This is a genomic window from Paenibacillus sp. J31R34 (assembly GCF_059383715.1).
In genome coordinates this window covers 65,438-83,039 of sequence record NZ_JBXENU010000015.1, presented here as the reverse complement: position 1 = coordinate 83,039, position 17,602 = coordinate 65,438, and the positions used below count along the sequence as shown (strand labels likewise).

Genomic DNA, 17,602 nt, shown 5'->3' with positions numbered 1-17,602 from the left:
TGGCCTAACTAGCCGTGGAGCAAGGATTCCGCTCCGTCAATGTAAACCGTTGTGCCCGTAATATGATGCGAATCATCCGATCCGAGGAACAGGGCAAGCTGGGCGACCTGCTCAGGCGAGCCAGGGCCTTTTTCCAGCGGCTGATCGCCTTCAGGGAAGTTGACCGGAATTTGCACCTCCTCCAAATAGGGCGAGCGTTTCGTGCTTTTATCAATATTCGTCTTAATCGAGCCGGGGCAAATGGCATTAACGCGAATGCGGTAATTGGCCAGCTCCAGCGCCGCCATCTGTGTGAATGCGACCTGGGCCGCCTTCGTGCTGCTGTATGCGCTGAATCCGATATTCGAGAAGACGCGGTTGCCATTAATGGAGCTCGTAATCAAAATGCTGCCGCCCTTTTCCTTGAGCGCGGGAATAGCATGCTTCACAGTTAGAAACGTGCCGTTCAAGTTAATGTTAATCGTCTTGCTCCAATCCTCCAGCTTCATTAGCTCAATGGGAGCCATGGAGCCGTTAATGCCAGCATTGGCATAAACGATGTCGAGCTGGCCCAGCTTGTCTAGCGCGACTTTATATGCCGCTTCGATTGCTTCCTCGCTTGAAATATCGGTCACGGCTGTTGCGCAGATGACGCCGAAAGCTTCTGCCTCCTGCTTGACTGTGGCGAGCCCATCCTCATTCACATCAAGCAGTGCCAGATTGGCGCCTTCCTTGGCGAACAGCAGTGCCGCCGCACGGCCGATACCGGAGCCGGCTCCGGTGATTAGGGCAGCTTTGCCCGCGAGTCTGCCGCTGCCAGTCTTCGTTTGTTCATTCGCCATTATCGAAACCCTCCCGCAATGTATAATTATGTTCAGGGAACAAACCCTGCAAATCCGTATTCTGTTAAGATGATCTAATTTCTCTTACCCTAAACCCATTGGGTAAACCCAACTATTTCATTTTTTTAAGTGCGTGATGCACCGTTGTTTACAAGTTGGAAACAAGTTCGATATATTGGCGATGTATAGCTGCATTATGCTAGGTGTTAAAGGGTAATATGGGTTAGACAGACGCGGGGGGAGCGGTGACGCATGACAGGTCAAATGATAGATAAAAAAATATTGGTCGTGGACGATGAAGCGAGTATCGTTAGCGCCGTTGCATACGCGTTCAGACGCGAGGGCTATTTGGTCGAGACGGCTGGCGATGGGGAAGAGGCGCTGGAGAAAGTCGCTGTTTTCCAGCCGCATGTCATTATTTTGGACGTTATGATGCCGCGCATGAACGGCTATGAAGTATGCCGTAAGCTGGAAAATCGTCATGGCGTCGGCATTATTTTACTCACAGTCAAAAATGACATCGTCGACAAGGTGCTGGGTCTTGAGCTGGGAGCCGACGATTATATGACGAAGCCGTTTGATTTGCGCGAGCTTGTTGCCAGAGCGAAGGCGCTGATGCGGCGCGTCGAGAAGCTGGCTGGCCGCGAGGAGGAGTCAGGTGTGTATGAGCTGGGCAGCATTCGCTTGCATATGCAGCAGCGGCTCATTACGGCTGGCGAGGCTGCGCTTGAGCTGACGCCCAAGGAATTTGATCTCGCAGCGCTGCTGCTGTCGCATCCGGAACGGGTATATACCCGTGAGGAACTGCTTGATCTGGTTTGGGATATGGAATACGCGGGCGGGACGCGCACGGTAGACATTCATATCCAGCGGCTGCGCAAAAAGCTTGGCGATACGAGTCAGACGCTGCTCCAGACCGTATATGGCATCGGCTACAAAGCATCGAAGGCAGGATTGTCGATAAAAGCGAATGAGCCGGGGCAATCCGGTGAGCCGTCATGAAAATCAGCTTGAAGCTGCGGATGAGCATTGTGCTGGTCGTGCTGCTGGCGCTCACCGTGAGCGTACTGAGCATGATGGTGCAAAGCGGAATCGAGCGCGATCAGCAGGAGCGAACCGAGAAGCTGCTGGCCAAGCAGAGCGAGGTAGCGGCACAATACGTTCGCCAAAGCTTCGCTACTAGCGAACCACAGCTTGCGCGCGAATCCTTCATGCCCTTAAGAGGGCAGCGGCTCGCTCTCTATATCTCTATGATCAGCGGCATGCAGACGACGCTCTATGACACGCAGGGCAAAGAAGCCGGCAGCTCCATTCCCGTTGGCGGAGAAAAAGGAGCAAATTTGTCCGATACGCTGCAATACGCCCTTAACGGCAAAATCGCCTATCAAACGGCAGGAGATTCTTTGATTTATTTTGCACCTTTGCAGGGCGAGGACGGATTGCTTGGCGTGGTCAGCTTTCATTACTCGTTGAAAAATGACCATCAGTTCGCCCAGACAATCCGCGAGCTGTTTCAAACCGCGGGCATTATTGCCGTGGTGGCAGGGGCGGCCATGGGCTATGGGTATTTTTATAGGCTTGCCGCTGTCATTTCCCGGCTGAGAAGTGCAGCAGGCAGCATTCGCGAAGGACGGTATTTGCGGCAAAATCCCGTACGCAGGCGCGATGAGCTGGGCGACTTAAGCCAGGATATTTTTTTCATGAGCAGCGCCATTGAACGGCATATTGAGGAAATGAAGGAGGAGCAGCGCAAGCTTACGCTCGCCATCCTTAAGCTGCAGCAATTGGAGCAGCAGCAGAAGCAATTCATCGGCAATATCAGCCACGAGTTCAAGACGCCGCTCACGTCGATTCGAGCGTATGTGGATTTGCTGGATATGTACCGCGATGATCCGAAGCTCATTGATGAGGCCATTCAAAGCATGGGAAAGGAATCCGGGCGGCTGTACGATATGGTTGAGAAGGTACTGCATTTGGCGGCGCTGGAAAAGTATGAATTTGAGCAGCAGGCAGAGGTGCTGAAGCTCGATGAGCTGCTGCTGGATTTGTGCACGCGCATGCAGGGCAAGGCGGCAAAATTTCATTTGATGCTGCATACGCAGCTGGAGTCTGCTGTTATCTGGGCGGATCGGGAAAGCCTGATGCAAATATTCATCAACTTAATTGATAATGCCATTAAATATAATCGTCCTGGCGGACAGATTGTGGTTGCGCTGCATGTGGACGGAAATCGGGCCAATGTGGTGGTGCGGGATACGGGCATCGGCATTCCGGCGGAGGCGCATGACAAAATTTTTGAGCCCTTCTATACGGTCAACCGCGATCGTTCCCGTATTTCGGGAGGAACGGGGCTCGGCCTATCGCTCGTTAAGCAGCTTGCTGAGGCGCAGCAGGGTGAGCTTGTGCTGGTCAGGTCGAGCGAGGATGGAACGACGTTCAAGGTCTATTTTCCGCTATATAACGGTTAATAATGGTTAAAGGTTTACAGGCCCGAAACAAGCTGGAGACGAGGGCGAAACATTCGCTGTTTACAATTAGCACATAGCAATAAGGGAGAGGGGAAATACGAGATGCAACAAACCTATTTTAAATGGATAAATACAGGTGTGGCTGCTTGCTCTGTTGCACTGCTGCTCGCGAGCTGTGGAGACGGTAATGCGCCAGCACGCGAAACGATACAAAAGCCGGATAAAACGATTACCGTCGTCGAGCCGGATCAATCGACCGATACGAAGGTAGCTGTCAGTCAAATTGCCCAAATGGATAGAACGCGGGGGATTAGCTTTATTACCGAGGATCAGCTTGTCACCGTCAAGCGAAATGAGAATGAGCAGAAAATAGCGGTGGAAGGGGAGATGATGTTTCCCAATAATTTGTATGTGCATAATCTGGTGACGAAGCAGGAGGAAGCCTTGTATGAACAGCCTGCCCATCAGGGATTTGCGAAGCCGTCACCGGATGGAAAATATTTATTTTATAAGCTGAATAACGAAGAAAGTGCCCACGGCTATATTATGAATTTGGAGACGAGAAAGTCAGTGGAGCTGGGCAAAGATGTGGTCGATACGACAACAGGCATGTGGATGGATGATACGCATGTGCTGTTCATGACGATCGAGGGCAAAGTGATCAAGGCGGGCGTCGATGGCATATTGGAGACGATATACGATAGCGAGCAGAGGATTTTTACGGCGATGCCGGGCGAAGGCGGCATTTATTATGTCGTGAATGAAGTGCTGTATTTTCTTCCTGATGGCAGCAAGCAGGGGGAGAAGCTGGCAACGGACGTCGTCTGGGTCATTCCATCGCCAGAGCGCAAGCAGCTCGCGTTGGTGAAGCGAACGTCGAATACGACACGGACGCTGATGCTTACGGACGCGAAGGGCAATGAACCAATTGAGCTGGGCAGCGCGACGCAAGTATTTGGCACAAGCTGGTCGCCAGATGGCAAGAAGCTGGCCTATAGCCTGACATCGGAAGGTACTGGCGGCGACAACGGCGTGTTTGTGGCGGATGCTATTAGCGGCGATACGGTGCCGATTAAGCTCGATGTCCAGTATTTATCCGACGATCTCGGCTGGAGCCCTTCCGGCAAAAAAATCGTCGCCGCGACTTATTCACAGGAGCAGAACGACTTTGTTACGTTTGTGATTACGTTGAAATAGAAATTCAATGAATTCAATATAGTTCTTTTGTCTTATTGGATTAAAATTTGGAGTGGAGTATGATTGGTAAAAAAGGAAATGATTGGATTTTGAGTAAAAAGTTTATAAGTTTTTTGTTGATTATGACGTTGGTTTTTTCAAATGCTGTTTCAGTAGTATTTGCAGAGAATGCAAATATACATGTGATATCGGATACAACAGAATTTAAGACAGTCGAAGGAGAAATTTTAGGATCTGTCACCACTGTTACGACTATAGAAAGGAGCGAAGGCTCGCAAGGTGTAAAGAATGTTATTACAGAGTCAAAGAAATTCAATCTTAATCCTGAATATGAGAATAACAAAAATTATACTGAGATATTTACGGACACTCTAACGGTAAATACGATATTTGCTACTTATGACTATAAGGTTTATGTAAACGGGGAACTAATGAATGATAAAGAGCCTAGCATGGGACTGAGAGCCGTTGATAAAGCGGGTATACCATCCGTGTGTCATTATTACAGTAATAATTCAATGACTAGCTATACTTTTGCCTGCTATGAAAGCATGAATTATAATTGGGTAGGTGATCATGCAAAACCTGATCCTGAAGGAAGCAATATTCAGAAGCAGGCTACAGCTTCTAATCAATGGTTTGCTACCGCGAAAAATGGGGTTGATTTGTTCGCTATGCAATTCAGCACGTTTGATGTTGCTTTAATGAGTTTATGGATAGAAGTGGGTGGAACGGTAGCAGCATTATCTTGGAGCGTGATAGGAGCTATTATTGTTGGTGGAGGAACAGCTGCGATACTAGCAGGGGTAGCTGCAAACCAATGGAGTAGTGCAAAGAGTTACTTAGGTAAAGCTTATAGTTATATTGAAAAACTTTAATAAACATTTACGCCAAACGGAATTATTAGAAATAGAGACGTATTATTCGTCTTGAATATAGGCGGTGAATTTTTGCTTAATTTAATTGCGTTAATCTTTTATGTGCTTATTACATTATGGGTTATTGTCAGTATCGTAAAAGCAGGATGGGAGCCTCGAAGAAGAGTAGAAAATATCTTCTTTCTGTTTTCAGGGGGACTCCTTATGTTTGTAACGGCTCCGAATGAGCTTTGGAAAATGATCCTCCCCCTATTCAATCTTGCTCTAATCATAGCCTATCTGATATTTATCTTTGCTTTGAGAAAAAAAGTGTAAGAGCATAAACATGCATGTCTCGTTTTAAAAATGGATACGCCGAAGCGGGATTTCCTTACTTTCGCATGAAGATTTTTATACCCAAACGATGGTCCTGGCCGCAGAAATATTGACTTAAGGCGCTATAAAGGGTATTATTACACAATCTTGAATACGAACAGTAAGGGTGAAAATCTTGAATTCGAAACTGCAGATTAAGAACGTTATTTTAGCCGACAAAGATCTTGCCTCAGGGTTATATCAGTTCATCATGACGCTTAGTGAAGGTTCCAAGGCGCGTTTGTTCTACAGCCAGAAGCCAGTATGGAGATTAACAGGCGTTACGCGGATGCTGAACGTACCTTGTCCATTGTGCCGGAAAGACTACTACTGCAATTGCTTTGAGAAGAACATTGCTCATTTCAATCAGCAGATCATCGAGAAGGATCTTATTCCGGAACCGACGAATAGCTAATACTTGTTTGAAAAAGATTTAAAAAACAGGCACCCCCGCCTTTGGCTGGTGGATGCCTGTTTTTTGTGCTTTACGTCTAAATTTCCTTCGGCGTTTTCAAGCCGAGCAGCTCCAAGCCTTCCTTAAGCACATCGGCAGCAATCTGCACGAGCTTAAGCTTAACGATCCGCTCCCCAGCGTCCCCAGCGAGTACCTTGTCATGATGGTAAAAACGATTGAACGCCTGCGCGAGCTGGATCAAATATCTGGCGAGAATGGACGGCTCATGCCGCTTGGCAGCGTCACCCAGGGCGGCTGTGTAGCGCAAAAGCATCTTCATCATCAGCCAGGCATAATCGCCTGTAACATACTCATAATCGGCAGGCTGAGGGGCAGCAGCCACGTCGCTGCCGGCCGCTTTTGCCAATATCCGCTGCGTTCTGGCGTAAGCATATTGCACGTATGGGCCCGTCTCCCCTTCAAAATTCAGTACATCCTCCAGCACAAAATCGACCGCAAGCATTCTCGTATTTTTGAGATCTCCGAATACGACGGCGCCAATACCAACGGCTTCGGCCACCTCGGCCTTGCCTGCAAGCGCGGGGTTCTTTTCCTCTATTTTCTGCAAAGCCCGCTGCACCGCTTCATCCAGCACTTCTTCTAGAAACACAACCTTGCCGCGGCGGGTGGACATTTTTTGCCCGTCCAGCTTCATGAGCCCGAAGGGAATATGCTTGCAGGCTGCTGACCATGCAAAGCCCATTTTCTCAAGCACGAGAAACAGCTGGCGAAAATGCAGCGATTGCTCCGAGCCGACGACATACAGCAGCTCGCTGCCCTTCATCTCTTCATGGCGATATATCGCGGTCGCTAGGTCACGTGTCGCATAGATGGAGGTACCATCGGATTTGCGAATGAGGCAAGGCGGCAGCTCATGCTCATCCAGCCGAACGACCTGTGCGCCTTCACTTTCCTCCAGCAGCTGTTGCTCCTGAAGCTGCTGCACGACGGCATCCATTTTATCGTTATAGAAGCTTTCGCCGAGAAAATGGTCAAAGCTCACGCCGAGCCGGTCATACAGCTTGTTGAACTCCTTCAGGCTGTCAGCAATAAACTGGCTCCAGCAGCGAATCGCTTCAGCATCGCCAGCTTCCAGCTTGGCGAACCAGCCGCGCGCCTCATCCTCCAGCTCGGGGTGCTGCTCAGCTTCCTCATGGAAACGCACATACAGCTCCAAATATTCTTTAATGGGATCGGCTGCAAGCTGCTGCTCGTCGCCCCATTTGAGATAGGCGGTAATCATCTTGCCGAACTGCGTGCCCCAATCGCCAAGATGATTGACGCTGACCGTCTCATAGCCAACCTTGCGCAAAATGTGGTACAGCGCATTGCCGATCATCGTCGAGCGCAAATGCCCAATGCCGAACGGCTTCGCAATATTGGGCGAAGACATGTCGATAATGACGCGCTCTCCATTCCCAATGGCTGCCTTCATAAGGCTTCCACTTTGCCAATCTGCGATAAGCTGCGCTGCGGTCAGCTCCCGATTCCATTTGAAATTCAAATAGGGGCCGGCAGCCTGAACGCTCCAGCTCGCGTCTATCAGCAGGGGCTCAAGCAAAGCAGCGATGTTGGCTGGGCTTTGTTTCATCGTGCGTGCTAACGTAAAGCAAGGGAAAGCAGCATCGCCAAGCTCCTCATCGGGCGGATATTCCAGCAAGGGCCGAATTTCTGCTTCGGGCAGAGCGAGTGCATTCGCCAGAGCCAGCGCAATTTTGTCCATTAACAGCATCATCATCTTCCTCTCCAAAATAAATGTTCAGGCAAGAGCAGAGCAGCACGCAAAAAAGACCCCGTCTCTAAAAATAAGAGACGAGGCCTGTTATCCCCGCGGTACCACTCTTGTTGCCGCCTCCGCACAAAATAAAGGAGGGGCATCTCGCCGTTGTAACGGTGCTGAACCGGACGTCCCTAGCACGATTGCTCGTTTCAGGCCGCCATCTCCCGGGTGCGCTTCACCTAATCGTCCATTGCCGGCTTCCACTGTTCCGGCTCGCTTGAAATGGCGCCTATTTAGGTTACTCTCCCGTTCCTTGATGTTAATTAACAGCTATCATATCGAATCCTTTCAGAAAAATCAATCCGTTTTTAGTCGGCTATTCTTTCTCGGTTACGAGAGACAGGCTCTCAATCGCCTGGCGTATAATCGAGCATGAGCGCTCCATCAGCCGCTGCTCCCGCGTCGTCAGCTTGAGCTCGACGATTTCCTTAACCCCGCTGCGGGCGATAATGGCGGGTACGCCGGCGCATACTTGCCGCTGGCCATATTCGCCGTTTAATATGGCGGACACGGCAATAATGCGATGCTCGTCGTTTAGAATAGATCGGGTAATATGCGCCAGCGCATTGCCGATGCCAAAGCTGGTCGAGCCTTTGCGCGTATAGATTTCCCAGCCGGCATTGCGGGTCTGCTCAGCGAGCGCTCCGAGCTTCACATGTCCAAAGCGCTCGGGATGCTGAGCCAAAATATGCAGCAGCGGCTTGCCGCCAACCGTCACATGCGACCAAGCGGGAAACTGTGACTCGCCATGCTCCCCAAGCACATAGCCCTGCACGCTGCGGGCATCAACGGGAAAATGCTCGCAGAGCAGCGTCTTGAGCCGCGAGGAATCGATGGACGTTCCGGTGCCAATCACTTGGCAGCGCGGCATGCCGGACAGCTCCCACACGACATACGTCACAATATCCACAGGATTGGCGGCCGCTACAAAAATTCCGCTGAACCCACTGTTCATAATGCGCGGAATCATCGTTTCATAAATCTCGCGCACCGTATGCAGCACATCCAGCCGATCATCGCTGCCCACTGGATATGCCCCTGCACATAAAAGAATCACATCCACATCTCCGCACTGCTCCAGCGTTCCAGCAGCGACCTTCGTCCGACCATGGACAAAATCCATGCTGTGCGATAAATCGAGCGCCTGTGCGTAGGCCCGGTCGAACGTGCGGTCAATGAGCAGCAGCTCATCGCAAATCGACTGGTTAATTAAGGCATACGCGCAGCTAGAACCGACCTGACCGACTCCTACAATGGCGACCTTGCGCGCTTTGTTTGCCATCCTTTTGCATCTCCTCTGCCGTTAACCTCTTTACGCTATTATATGCGGCAGCCAGCCCATCATGTGACGGCCATGTTCATTCCATGTTTGTCTATGTCACATGGATGAAAAAGCGTGAAAATATGCACATTTTCATCTGCCAGCTAGTGGAGGTGCAGGCTCTGTTTTTCAACATATCCACAGAGTTATACACATTATCAACAGTGTTCAAGTTAAGTATTTTCCGCTGCCTCCAATAGTTATCCACATGTAAACAGGGAGGATTGTCCACAATGTGCAGGTCGGAAGACCTAAGGTTGAATAGAGATAAACCGCTTATTTTCGTGCATTTACAATCTAACCTTCAGCTGTCATGATAGGGAAAGTATGTGTGGGCAGACAGAGATGGAGGAATGGCATTCATGTGGCTTGTATTATCCTTGCTGGCGGCTACGAGCTTTGGGCTGCGGGGGATTTTGTATCATTGGACGAGCCAGCAGGCGCTTAATCGCAATGCGCTGCTGTGTGGAGTATTTTTCTCGGGAGCGCTGATTACACTTGTTTGTACGCTGGCAACAGGGTCGGCTTTCACCGTTTCATCGCTCATTGGGGTGCAGATGGGGCTGCTCTCTTTCGGGGCAAATGCGAGCATGTTCAAGGGCTTTGCCGTGGGCAAAGCTTCTATTGTTGCGATTTTGACCGCACTGCCTTCGGCGATTGTTGTCGTTGTCGCCTTCGCGGTATGGGGCGAGACGCTGAATATGGCGCAGCTAAGCTCCTTTATTATCATTATCGCGGGTATATTGCTGGTGCGTTATTCCAATGATATTACCCGTGGCAATTTGCAAGGAGCGCAATGGGGGCTGCTGGCCATGCTGCTGTTTGCCGGAAACGATCTGTCGGGAAAATGGTCGACGCTGATGGATGCGCCGTTGTTTCCGACGCTTGTCTGCATGTTCAGCAGCGGCTCGATCTGCTTCGGGCTTTGGTGGCTGCGCGATATGCGCTCGATGCGTTTTGCTGCCCTGGCAGCAGGCCAAGCTGCGCAAGAAATAGCCGCTGGGTCCGCTGCAATGGCGGTTACTCCTGCAAATGCTGGTTTCACGGGTGGCGCTAGAAACGGGAATGCGAGTCAAAACGCTAAGCCAATCGCAGCTGCTGAAGCTAAAGCAGGCAATTCAGCAGGCTTGGTGATCAAAAGGAGCTGGAGCTTCCGCCGCACGTTTTCCGTCGGGATGGCGGTCGGCATTACCAATGCGGTTGGCATGATGTTTATTGTGACGGCTTTTGATGTGGGGAAGGCGGGACTGGTGTCGGCGGTAACGGCGCTTAATGTACTGATTGTGCTGCTGTATACACGCTTTGTCGTCAAGGAGCGCTTCTCCAAATTGGAGACGATCGGGATATCTACTGCCTTTGCAGGCATTCTGCTTATGCGTTTGTATGGTTCATAAAGCGGAGCAGCCCGCGCTGAATACAGGCGAGTTAAGTACGAAACGTCTATAACTTTAGAAAACTCAGTGGAAGTGTTATAATACAACCGTTCACTTATTTTAATTAACGGGAGGTTTCACTTACTATGAAAGATTTTGAATTGTACAACCCTACCAAGCTCGTATTCGGAGCAGGGAAGGTACAGCAGCTTGGAGAGCTGGTCAAGCCATACGGGACGCAAGTTCTGCTCGTATACGGTGGCGGAAGCATCAAGCGTTCGGGGCTTTATGACGAAGTGATTTCCCAATTAAATAGCATTGGCGCAACCGTTCATGAACTGTCTGGCGTGGAGCCGAATCCACGTCTGACGACGATTAATAAAGGCATCGACATTTGCCGCAGTGAGAAAATCGAATTTGTGCTCGCCGTTGGCGGCGGCAGCGTGCTGGATGCTTCCAAGGCGATTGCAGCTGGGGCGCTCTATGAAGGCGACGTATGGGATTTCACGATCCGTAAAGCGGTCATCCAAGAGGCCTTGCCTATCGGCACCGTGCTGACGCTTGCTGCTACTGGCTCGGAAATGAACGGCAACGCGGTTATTTCCAACTGGGAAACACAGCAAAAACGCGGTCTTGGCAGCAAGCTTGTCTATCCGAAGTTTTCGATTCTTGATCCGAAGCTGACGTATTCCGTACCGAAGGATCAGACAGCGAACGGCATCGTCGACATTATGTCTCATGTGTTCGAGCAATATTTCTCCCTGACGACCGATACGCCGCTGCAGGAGCGCTTCGCTGAATCGATTTTGCAAACCGTTATTGAAAACGGTGAAAAAGCAATCGAAAATGGCTCTGACTATGACGCCAGAGCGAACTTGCTGCTTGCCGGCACCTTTGCGCTCAACGGCACGCTGCCGATTGGCGTTGTGACGGACTGGGCGTCGCATGGCATTGAGCATGAGGTAAGTGCGATTTATGATATCGCCCATGGCGCAGGGCTTGCGATCATCTTCCCGAACTGGATGAAGCATGTGTATCAAGAGCGTATCGACCGCTTCGTGCAATACGCAGTACGGGTATGGGGCATCGACCCGAGCGGCAAATCCGATGAGGAAGTGGCGCTTGCGGGTATTGAAGCGACACGCGCCTACTTTACGCGCATTGGCGCGCCTGCAACACTCGGCGAGCTGGGCATTAACGGCGAGAACATTGACCGGATGGCGGCGGAAGCGACCGTATTCGGCCCAATCGGCTCCTTCAAGAGCCTTGATAAGGAAGCAGTCAAGAGCATCTTGACGGCGAGCCTATAAGTCAGGCAGCTTTCTAGAAGCATTCAGGTACTGCTGCGCAAGCAGCACGCCTGAATGCTTTTTTTCTGGCCAGCGATAGACCCCGTTATTCTCGAATACTTGAAATTTCAATGATGAAATAGAAAATCTCTATTATCCGTGCCGTTGACCGCTGCATATATGGAGTGATAAGTTAAATTCATATAAAATAATCGGGATAATCGGATATATGAGGAGGCTTTTTCATATGGGAGATCAAGCAGCAGCGTATCGTTTTGCCCGCAACTTGCCCGCACGATCGATTGGCGGAACGAAGGTGACGGATCCGCAGCATGTTCATTTGTCCTATGGTTTTCCGGCAACGGATTTGCTGCCGGTTGAGGAGCTGCAAGCAGCAGCGGAGAAAGCGCTGAAATGGGACAGGGCGGATGCGCTCCATTATTCGGGAGCGAAGGGGCCAGCGCGCGTCAGGGATTGGGTGCTGGCGCGTTCCCGCAAGTTCGGCATTCATGCCGGGGCGGAAAACTTTATTCCGACCTTTGGCGCCATTCAAGGCATTGATCTGACTGCGCGAATTTTGCTTAACCCGGGAGATGAGGCTTGGGTAGAAGCGCCAACCTTCTTTAATGGCCTGCAGGCGTTCCGCGCAGCGGGTGCCGTCATCAGGTCAATCCCCGTTGATGAAGAGGGGCTTCAGGTCGAGCTGCTGGAAGCAGCCTTGAAGCAGGCGGCTGAGCGCAATGAGCCGATACCGAAGCTGCTGTACTGCATGCCGAACTATCATAATCCGACGGGCGTCAGCCTGTCGCTTGAGCGCAGGCAAAGGCTAGCGGAGCTGGCGGTGGCCTACAATTTCCTCATCCTTGAGGATGATGCTTATGCCGAGCTGAACATTAGCGGCGAGACGCTTCCCGCGATCTATTCGTTTGCGCCGGAGCAGGTCATCTACGTCAGTACGTTCTCGAAGACGCTGGGTCCTGGGCTGCGCCTCGGCTGGGCAATTGCCGCACCGGAGGTCATTTCGCATATGGCGACGCTGTCGCTGGGAAGCCAGCTCAATCCTTTTACCCAAGAGGTAGTCGGCGAATTGCTGCAGCATTATGGATTCGACGAGCAGGTTGAAAAGCTGACCGAGCGGTATAGGGCGCAGCGCGATACGATGATTCGAGCGCTCAAAAGGGAATTTGCGGAGCATATTGCGGTGCAGGCGCCAGCTGGCGGATTTTTCGTCTGGGTGACGTTTGATGAGCAGGTAGATGTGAGGCAATTTGCGCCAGCTGCACTGGCGAAGGGGGTCAGCTTTGTGGCAGGCAATGCTTTTTTCGCCGATGGGCAGGGCTCGCATCATTTGCGGCTATGCTTCAGCTTTTGCATCGCGGAGCAGATCGAGCGTGGCATTAAAGCTTTGGCAGAAGCTTATTTTGAAGCTTTGCAAGGCGGAGCGGCGCAGCAAGCTGTTCCTGAGCTGCAAGCCTAGAACCGAGCCTAGCTGGCGATCCGCATCATCTTGAAATCCACCTTGTCGATTCCCAACATAAAGCGCGAAGCCTCGCCGTCAGCAGAAAATCTGCGAGGCGAAGCTTCGCGCTATTTATATACGCCATGTGCTTCTATAAATATGAGATTTAGCTGGAATACAGCGAGCAGTAGGTACGGCTGAAATTGCGAGCCAGCAGGTCTTCTTTTCTTATGAAAAAATGTATGACGCCAGCATTCTGCCACTGGTAGCCGACAAGTTCATTGCTGTCAATTTCCAGCAGCATAATCATATCCTCGATTTCCGCTTCAGCACGCTCTCGGCTTCCACGGAGCCTGTCCATCAAATGCTTCATCGCCTTCTCGCTGTCATACTCGGCCGTCTTATCCGCCAAAATGAATAGCGCCGCTTCCAACTCGGCGTCATGATGCTGCCCGGCCGGATAGCCGAACATCGTTCCACAATTGGTTTTGCGATCCCCCTGCATCTCGGCGGCAAGCTCAAAATAGCGGTCTGTCGAGCCTTCCTCAAAATCAATGACCTCATAATCCACATAAGGCATGTTCGGCAGCTCAACCGCTGAAGCAGCTGCCGCTTTGTAAGGTTGAAACGACGTTTCATATATATCCTCAAGAATCGTTGCTGTCCCGGGATGGCGGAAAGCAAGCTGCTCAGGGTACTCAACAAAAATAATGCGATGCTCGATGTTCGCAGCACCTTCGTCCATGCCGCAAAAGAAATACAGCATCCCGGTTTCCGGCAGCCAGCCCTGCCTGCTTGCAGGCGCTATGTCCGCCAAATTCAGTTGGACGAGCGGGGTCATCAGCTTGCCGGACGCATCCGTTGGCCATTCCATCGCCTGCGGAAGATCCGGATAGCCGCCGACGCGGGAGTTGCCGATCTTTTCATATAAATCAGGCTCTATTGCAGACAGCTTCACTGTGCTGCGGGCATGCGGGAGCAATTTTTCGGCAGCGGGAGCAAGATGATGCTCGTTCAGCAGCTGCTCTAGCGCGTGTGATAGCTGTTCGTTAAGGTGATTGGACATAAGCATGAACACTCCATTCTGGAATTAGGTTAGTTGTCATAAACCATGTCGTATTGAACCATTACCCCGCTGCGAGGAAAGCTTACCAAAATCGTATGGGCGATAGATAGAGCTTGCGGATAAAAGGGTATATTTCCCTATGTAATGTTTTACCTGAATCAAAGTACGATAGAAATAAGGGGCTGATAGTCAGATGGAAGAATTGAAAAGCTGGAGTAAAGCTTGGAATGTCGAAACGTTAACCAATTCGGTTGGTCAAGTGACCCTTTTGAAGCATCCGGGCGGCATCTCTCCAAAAGGAGCCATTGCCGCTCCAAAGGGCGGCACGGTGATAGCGGCATACGCCTATCATGACGATCAAAACGGACTTTATGATGTCGTCTATGTCCATGTGGATGGAAGCGGCACTATTCTCGATACGCAGCATGAGCAGGAGGGCGTTTTGCCTGAGCTGTTCCATAGCCCGGATGGCGGGGTTTGGGTTTCACTTGGAACGACACATGGCAAGGAGCTTGATATAGCGCTGCCGCTATACGGGCGGAGTGAGCATGCTGCTCCGAAGGGTACCCGTCCTTTTCCGGGGAAATATGCCGCTGCGGGCGGGACGTTGGCTTGGTTTCACGATGAGGATTGGTTCAGCGAGAAGAAGCCGGACCGCCTGCTGCGGCTGGAATTTGCGGACGGCAGTATCCAGTCAAGCAAGGTCATTAAGCTGCCGATGCCCAAAAACAATAAAATCTCCCTTGATTCGGAGGGCAGGCTTGGGCTGCTCGCTGTCCTGCATCAAGAGGAGGAACTGCTGCACCGTACGCTAGATGAGCAAGGGAATGTGATTGAAGAGCGGCGTTTGAGCGGGTTCGAGGCGGACATGCTGCAGGTGCTGGAGCTGGGAAGCGAACGGGATATGAGGGTTATTTTTACGATGGGAAATGTGCTGAATCTCGGTGTTGTTGCGCCGGATGGGCGGCGGGAGAAGCATGCGCTGTATGAACTCCAAAGCCCGTTTTACAGCATGTGGGAGCCCATCCGCCTTGCGGACGGGACGGATATTATCCGCTTTACTTTTGAAGAGGGCAATGGGTGGGCGATTGTGCAAAATAAGGAGCTGCGCGCGATTTTTACGCATAGCGGAGAACGCGGCTACACGAATCAGCTGACAGGCGAGCTGCTGCCTATTCCAGCCAGCGAATCGCTCGTATTAAACGATATTTGCCGCGTCAGTGATCAGGCTTATCGGGTCATTATTTATCCGATGATGAATGGTGCGGCCAAAGCCCAGCAGCTGTTTATAGCGCAATTGGAGTTGTAGGAGTTGTAGGAGTTGTAGGAGCTGAGAAAAAGGAAAGAGGCGCATAGTAGAGCTATAAAGTTATAGAGCTATAGAGCGCTGAAATGGACAAGCGGAAGGATGGAGAAGCGATGAGCGTCATCACATATATGGAGGAAATCAAGGAACTTCTCAAGGAGGTGCTGCCGGAACTGGCTGCATCATTGAACGGTCCTGCAACGGAAGTGGAAATTGCCCAAGTGGAGTCGCGGCTGGGCCATTCTTTCCCTGACGAGCTGCGGAGCTTGTATTTGCTGCATAACGGCGAGGAGAGTGAGGGGCCGGGCCTGTTCATGGGGCTTAGGTTTTTGTCCTTGGAGGAGCTTGCGTCGCAGTGGCAGGTGTGGGCGGATTTGGAGGCGGACTTTGGTGAGGAAAGCGGTCATTATTCCGTTCCGCTTGGCTGGATAGAGGAACGATACATTAATCGCGGCTGGCTGCCGATCAGCGAGGATGGCGGGGGCAATCATCTTGGTGTAGATATGGCGCCTGCGCCGAGCGGCGTTACGGGCCAGATCATTAATTTTGGCCGGGATGAGGAGACGAAATATGTGATTGCTCTAACGCTCGGCGAGCTGCTGAAATTTATTCGGGATACGATCAAGGAAGGGCAGTTCAACATCAATCGGGAGGAGGAGTGGGTATTCTGGAACTATGGGCGGGAAGAGGGTGGACATTTCCATGACGCCGTGCGTGCTTTGCCGCTGCCACTGGGGCGTTCAGCTCTAGAAGCTGGTTTGAGTGGACCTGAAGAGGATGGAGCAGTGGGAACCAATTTGGCAGAGCAGTTGGAGCGCTTGCTGGATGCCGGCTGGCTGGCGCGCATTAGGGAAAAGTCGGGCTCGGTCGCTGCCTTTTTGAAGGCGAAGCAGCTTTATTTTATAAAGGAGGGGCTGACGGATGCGGAGCCCTTCGCTTATTGCGGCGAGGTGCGGGAGCTGGTGTTAAGCGCCAATGAAATTAGCGATGCTGCTCCGCTCAGCGGCTGTACGCAGCTTAAGGTGCTGTACATTGGCGGCAATCCAATTATGGATGTGAGCGCGCTGTCGGAGCTTGCTTATTTGCAGGAGCTGTATTTGACGGGAACTGGTGTCGTGGATATTTCCCCACTGGCTAAGCTGCCAAAGCTTAAAAAGCTGGAGGCTGAAAATGTGCCGATTGTCGATTTTTCACCCCTATCACAGTCCAAAAGCCTGCGCAGTCTCGCCGTCTCAAACATCAATGGGGAGCAGCTCCGTGCGATCTGTGAACTGGAGCAGCTGCAGGAGCTTTCGATACAAGGCTTTGCTGATGGCATGGCCAAGCAGCATATCGGTCTGCTCAGCAAGCTGAAAAAGCTGAAGTCGCTCCAGTTGAAGCAGCTGGAGCTGGATGATCTCACTTTCGCAGCGCAGCTCTCCAAGCTGGAAAGCTTGAAGCTGAAGGATACGTCCGTTACGGACGTGTCGGCTGTAGCCGCGTGTAAAAGTTTGAAGGAGCTCGAGCTGAATGGCTGTGAGCAGCTCGGCCAGTTGGAGGCGGTGGCGAAATCGGCCTCGCTGCAGCAATTCGCCGGCAGCTTCGCACAATTTCATGTGCTGAAGGATCTTTTTGTGCAAAAGGTGGATATGAGCAAAATGATCGGCAGCATGACGAAAGAAGAAGAGGAAATTTGGCTGGCATATAATAGGGCATAGGGTTCCACAGCGAGCGCAATGCCACCATGCTGGACACAATGCCACCATGCTGGACACAATGCCACCATGCTGGACACAATGCCACCATATCGGGCACAAGTGTAATAGCTAGAATGAACTTAAGCATAATGTGATCACA

The 17,602-nt window shown here is 51.4% G+C and carries 14 protein-coding genes and 1 other annotated feature; of the genes, 10 read left to right on the top strand and 4 right to left on the bottom strand.

What is annotated here, in order from left to right:
• Positions 1–8 precede the first annotated feature (8 nt).
• Positions 9–821, bottom strand: coding sequence for an SDR family oxidoreductase (locus tag AC50YG_RS29025; RefSeq protein ID WP_494832086.1), 813 nt, complete (start codon positions 819–821; stop codon positions 9–11).
• 267 nt (positions 822–1,088) lie between these two features.
• Between AC50YG_RS29025 and AC50YG_RS29020 the strand changes: the two genes are divergently transcribed.
• The 5 genes from AC50YG_RS29020 to AC50YG_RS29000 all read left to right on the top strand — a co-directional run bounded on the left by AC50YG_RS29020 (position 1,089) and on the right by AC50YG_RS29000 (position 6,133).
• The gene (locus AC50YG_RS29020) at positions 1,089–1,823 is read left to right on the top strand and encodes a response regulator transcription factor (protein WP_494832160.1); all 735 of its coding nucleotides are present in this window, start codon (positions 1,089–1,091) and stop codon (positions 1,821–1,823) included.
• Positions 1,820–3,289: a sensor histidine kinase gene (locus AC50YG_RS29015; protein ID WP_494832084.1), complete on the top strand. Its 1,470-nt coding sequence runs from the start codon at positions 1,820–1,822 to the stop codon at positions 3,287–3,289. The genes AC50YG_RS29020 and AC50YG_RS29015 overlap by 4 nt, the downstream gene beginning before the upstream one ends.
• Positions 3,290–3,391: 102 nt before the next feature.
• Complete coding sequence (locus AC50YG_RS29010) at positions 3,392–4,486, top strand: TolB-like translocation protein (protein ID WP_494832082.1); 1,095 nt, start codon at positions 3,392–3,394, stop codon at positions 4,484–4,486.
• A gap of 59 nt (positions 4,487–4,545) precedes the next feature.
• Positions 4,546–5,364 carry a hypothetical protein gene (locus tag AC50YG_RS29005; RefSeq protein WP_494832080.1) on the top strand — a complete coding sequence of 273 codons (819 nt, stop codon included), beginning with the start codon at positions 4,546–4,548 and terminating at the stop codon, positions 5,362–5,364.
• Positions 5,365–5,854: 490 nt separating this feature from the next.
• The gene (locus tag AC50YG_RS29000; protein ID WP_046233598.1) at positions 5,855–6,133 is read left to right on the top strand and encodes a hypothetical protein; all 279 of its coding nucleotides are present in this window, start codon (positions 5,855–5,857) and stop codon (positions 6,131–6,133) included.
• 76 nt (positions 6,134–6,209) lie between these two features.
• Here AC50YG_RS29000 and argS read toward each other — a convergent pair whose 3' ends face one another.
• Both argS and AC50YG_RS28990 read right to left on the bottom strand, forming a co-directional pair.
• Positions 6,210–7,901 carry an arginine--tRNA ligase gene (argS, locus tag AC50YG_RS28995; RefSeq protein ID WP_494832158.1) on the bottom strand — a complete coding sequence of 564 codons (1,692 nt, stop codon included), beginning with the start codon at positions 7,899–7,901 and terminating at the stop codon, positions 6,210–6,212.
• Positions 7,902–7,977: 76 nt separating this feature from the next.
• Positions 7,978–8,215 (bottom strand) — a binding site (T-box leader).
• 53 nt (positions 8,216–8,268) lie between these two features.
• Positions 8,269–9,234 (bottom strand): L-lactate dehydrogenase, encoded by a 966-nt coding sequence (locus tag AC50YG_RS28990; RefSeq protein ID WP_494832078.1) that lies wholly within the window; start codon positions 9,232–9,234, stop codon positions 8,269–8,271.
• A gap of 401 nt (positions 9,235–9,635) precedes the next feature.
• On the opposite strand from AC50YG_RS28990, the gene AC50YG_RS28985 reads away from it, so the two are divergent.
• The 3 genes from AC50YG_RS28985 (at position 9,636) to AC50YG_RS28975 (ending at position 13,412) form a co-directional block, all read left to right on the top strand.
• Entirely contained in the window at positions 9,636–10,667 is a 1,032-nt protein-coding gene (locus AC50YG_RS28985) for an EamA family transporter (RefSeq protein WP_494832076.1), read from the top strand.
• 125 nt (positions 10,668–10,792) lie between these two features.
• Positions 10,793–11,956, top strand: a complete 1,164-nt coding sequence (locus tag AC50YG_RS28980; RefSeq protein ID WP_473759125.1) for an iron-containing alcohol dehydrogenase — start codon at positions 10,793–10,795, stop codon at positions 11,954–11,956.
• A 226-nt stretch (positions 11,957–12,182) separates the two neighbouring features.
• The gene (locus tag AC50YG_RS28975) at positions 12,183–13,412 is read left to right on the top strand and encodes an aminotransferase-like domain-containing protein (RefSeq protein WP_494832073.1); all 1,230 of its coding nucleotides are present in this window, start codon (positions 12,183–12,185) and stop codon (positions 13,410–13,412) included.
• A 148-nt stretch (positions 13,413–13,560) separates the two neighbouring features.
• Here AC50YG_RS28975 and AC50YG_RS28970 read toward each other — a convergent pair whose 3' ends face one another.
• Positions 13,561–14,460, bottom strand: coding sequence for a YwqG family protein (locus AC50YG_RS28970; protein ID WP_494832071.1), 900 nt, complete (start codon positions 14,458–14,460; stop codon positions 13,561–13,563).
• A gap of 193 nt (positions 14,461–14,653) precedes the next feature.
• On the opposite strand from AC50YG_RS28970, the gene AC50YG_RS28965 reads away from it, so the two are divergent.
• Both AC50YG_RS28965 and AC50YG_RS28960 read left to right on the top strand, forming a co-directional pair.
• Positions 14,654–15,769 (top strand): hypothetical protein, encoded by a 1,116-nt coding sequence (locus tag AC50YG_RS28965; protein WP_494832069.1) that lies wholly within the window; start codon positions 14,654–14,656, stop codon positions 15,767–15,769.
• A gap of 83 nt (positions 15,770–15,852) precedes the next feature.
• Positions 15,853–17,463, top strand: coding sequence for an SMI1/KNR4 family protein (locus AC50YG_RS28960; RefSeq protein WP_494832067.1), 1,611 nt, complete (start codon positions 15,853–15,855; stop codon positions 17,461–17,463).
• Positions 17,464–17,602: the final 139 nt, after the last annotated feature.

What these genes read in the sequence shown, in the direction of transcription:
- AC50YG_RS29025 (WP_494832086.1), bottom strand. Translation starts at nt 821, where the DNA reads ATGGCGAATGAACAAACGAAGACTGGCAGCGGCAGACTCGCGGGCAAA.
- AC50YG_RS29015 (WP_494832084.1), top strand. Translation starts at nt 1,820, where the DNA reads ATGAAAATCAGCTTGAAGCTGCGGATGAGCATTGTGCTGGTCGTGCTG.
- AC50YG_RS29010 (WP_494832082.1), top strand. Translation starts at nt 3,392, where the DNA reads ATGCAACAAACCTATTTTAAATGGATAAATACAGGTGTGGCTGCTTGC.
- AC50YG_RS29005 (WP_494832080.1), top strand. Translation starts at nt 4,546, where the DNA reads ATGATTGGTAAAAAAGGAAATGATTGGATTTTGAGTAAAAAGTTTATA.
- AC50YG_RS28990 (WP_494832078.1), bottom strand. Translation starts at nt 9,234, where the DNA reads ATGGCAAACAAAGCGCGCAAGGTCGCCATTGTAGGAGTCGGTCAGGTC.
- AC50YG_RS28985 (WP_494832076.1), top strand. Translation starts at nt 9,636, where the DNA reads ATGTGGCTTGTATTATCCTTGCTGGCGGCTACGAGCTTTGGGCTGCGG.
- AC50YG_RS28980 (WP_473759125.1), top strand. Translation starts at nt 10,793, where the DNA reads ATGAAAGATTTTGAATTGTACAACCCTACCAAGCTCGTATTCGGAGCA.
- AC50YG_RS28975 (WP_494832073.1), top strand. Translation starts at nt 12,183, where the DNA reads ATGGGAGATCAAGCAGCAGCGTATCGTTTTGCCCGCAACTTGCCCGCA.
- AC50YG_RS28970 (WP_494832071.1), bottom strand. Translation starts at nt 14,460, where the DNA reads ATGTCCAATCACCTTAACGAACAGCTATCACACGCGCTAGAGCAGCTG.
- AC50YG_RS28965 (WP_494832069.1), top strand. Translation starts at nt 14,654, where the DNA reads ATGGAAGAATTGAAAAGCTGGAGTAAAGCTTGGAATGTCGAAACGTTA.
- AC50YG_RS28960 (WP_494832067.1), top strand. Translation starts at nt 15,853, where the DNA reads ATGGACAAGCGGAAGGATGGAGAAGCGATGAGCGTCATCACATATATG.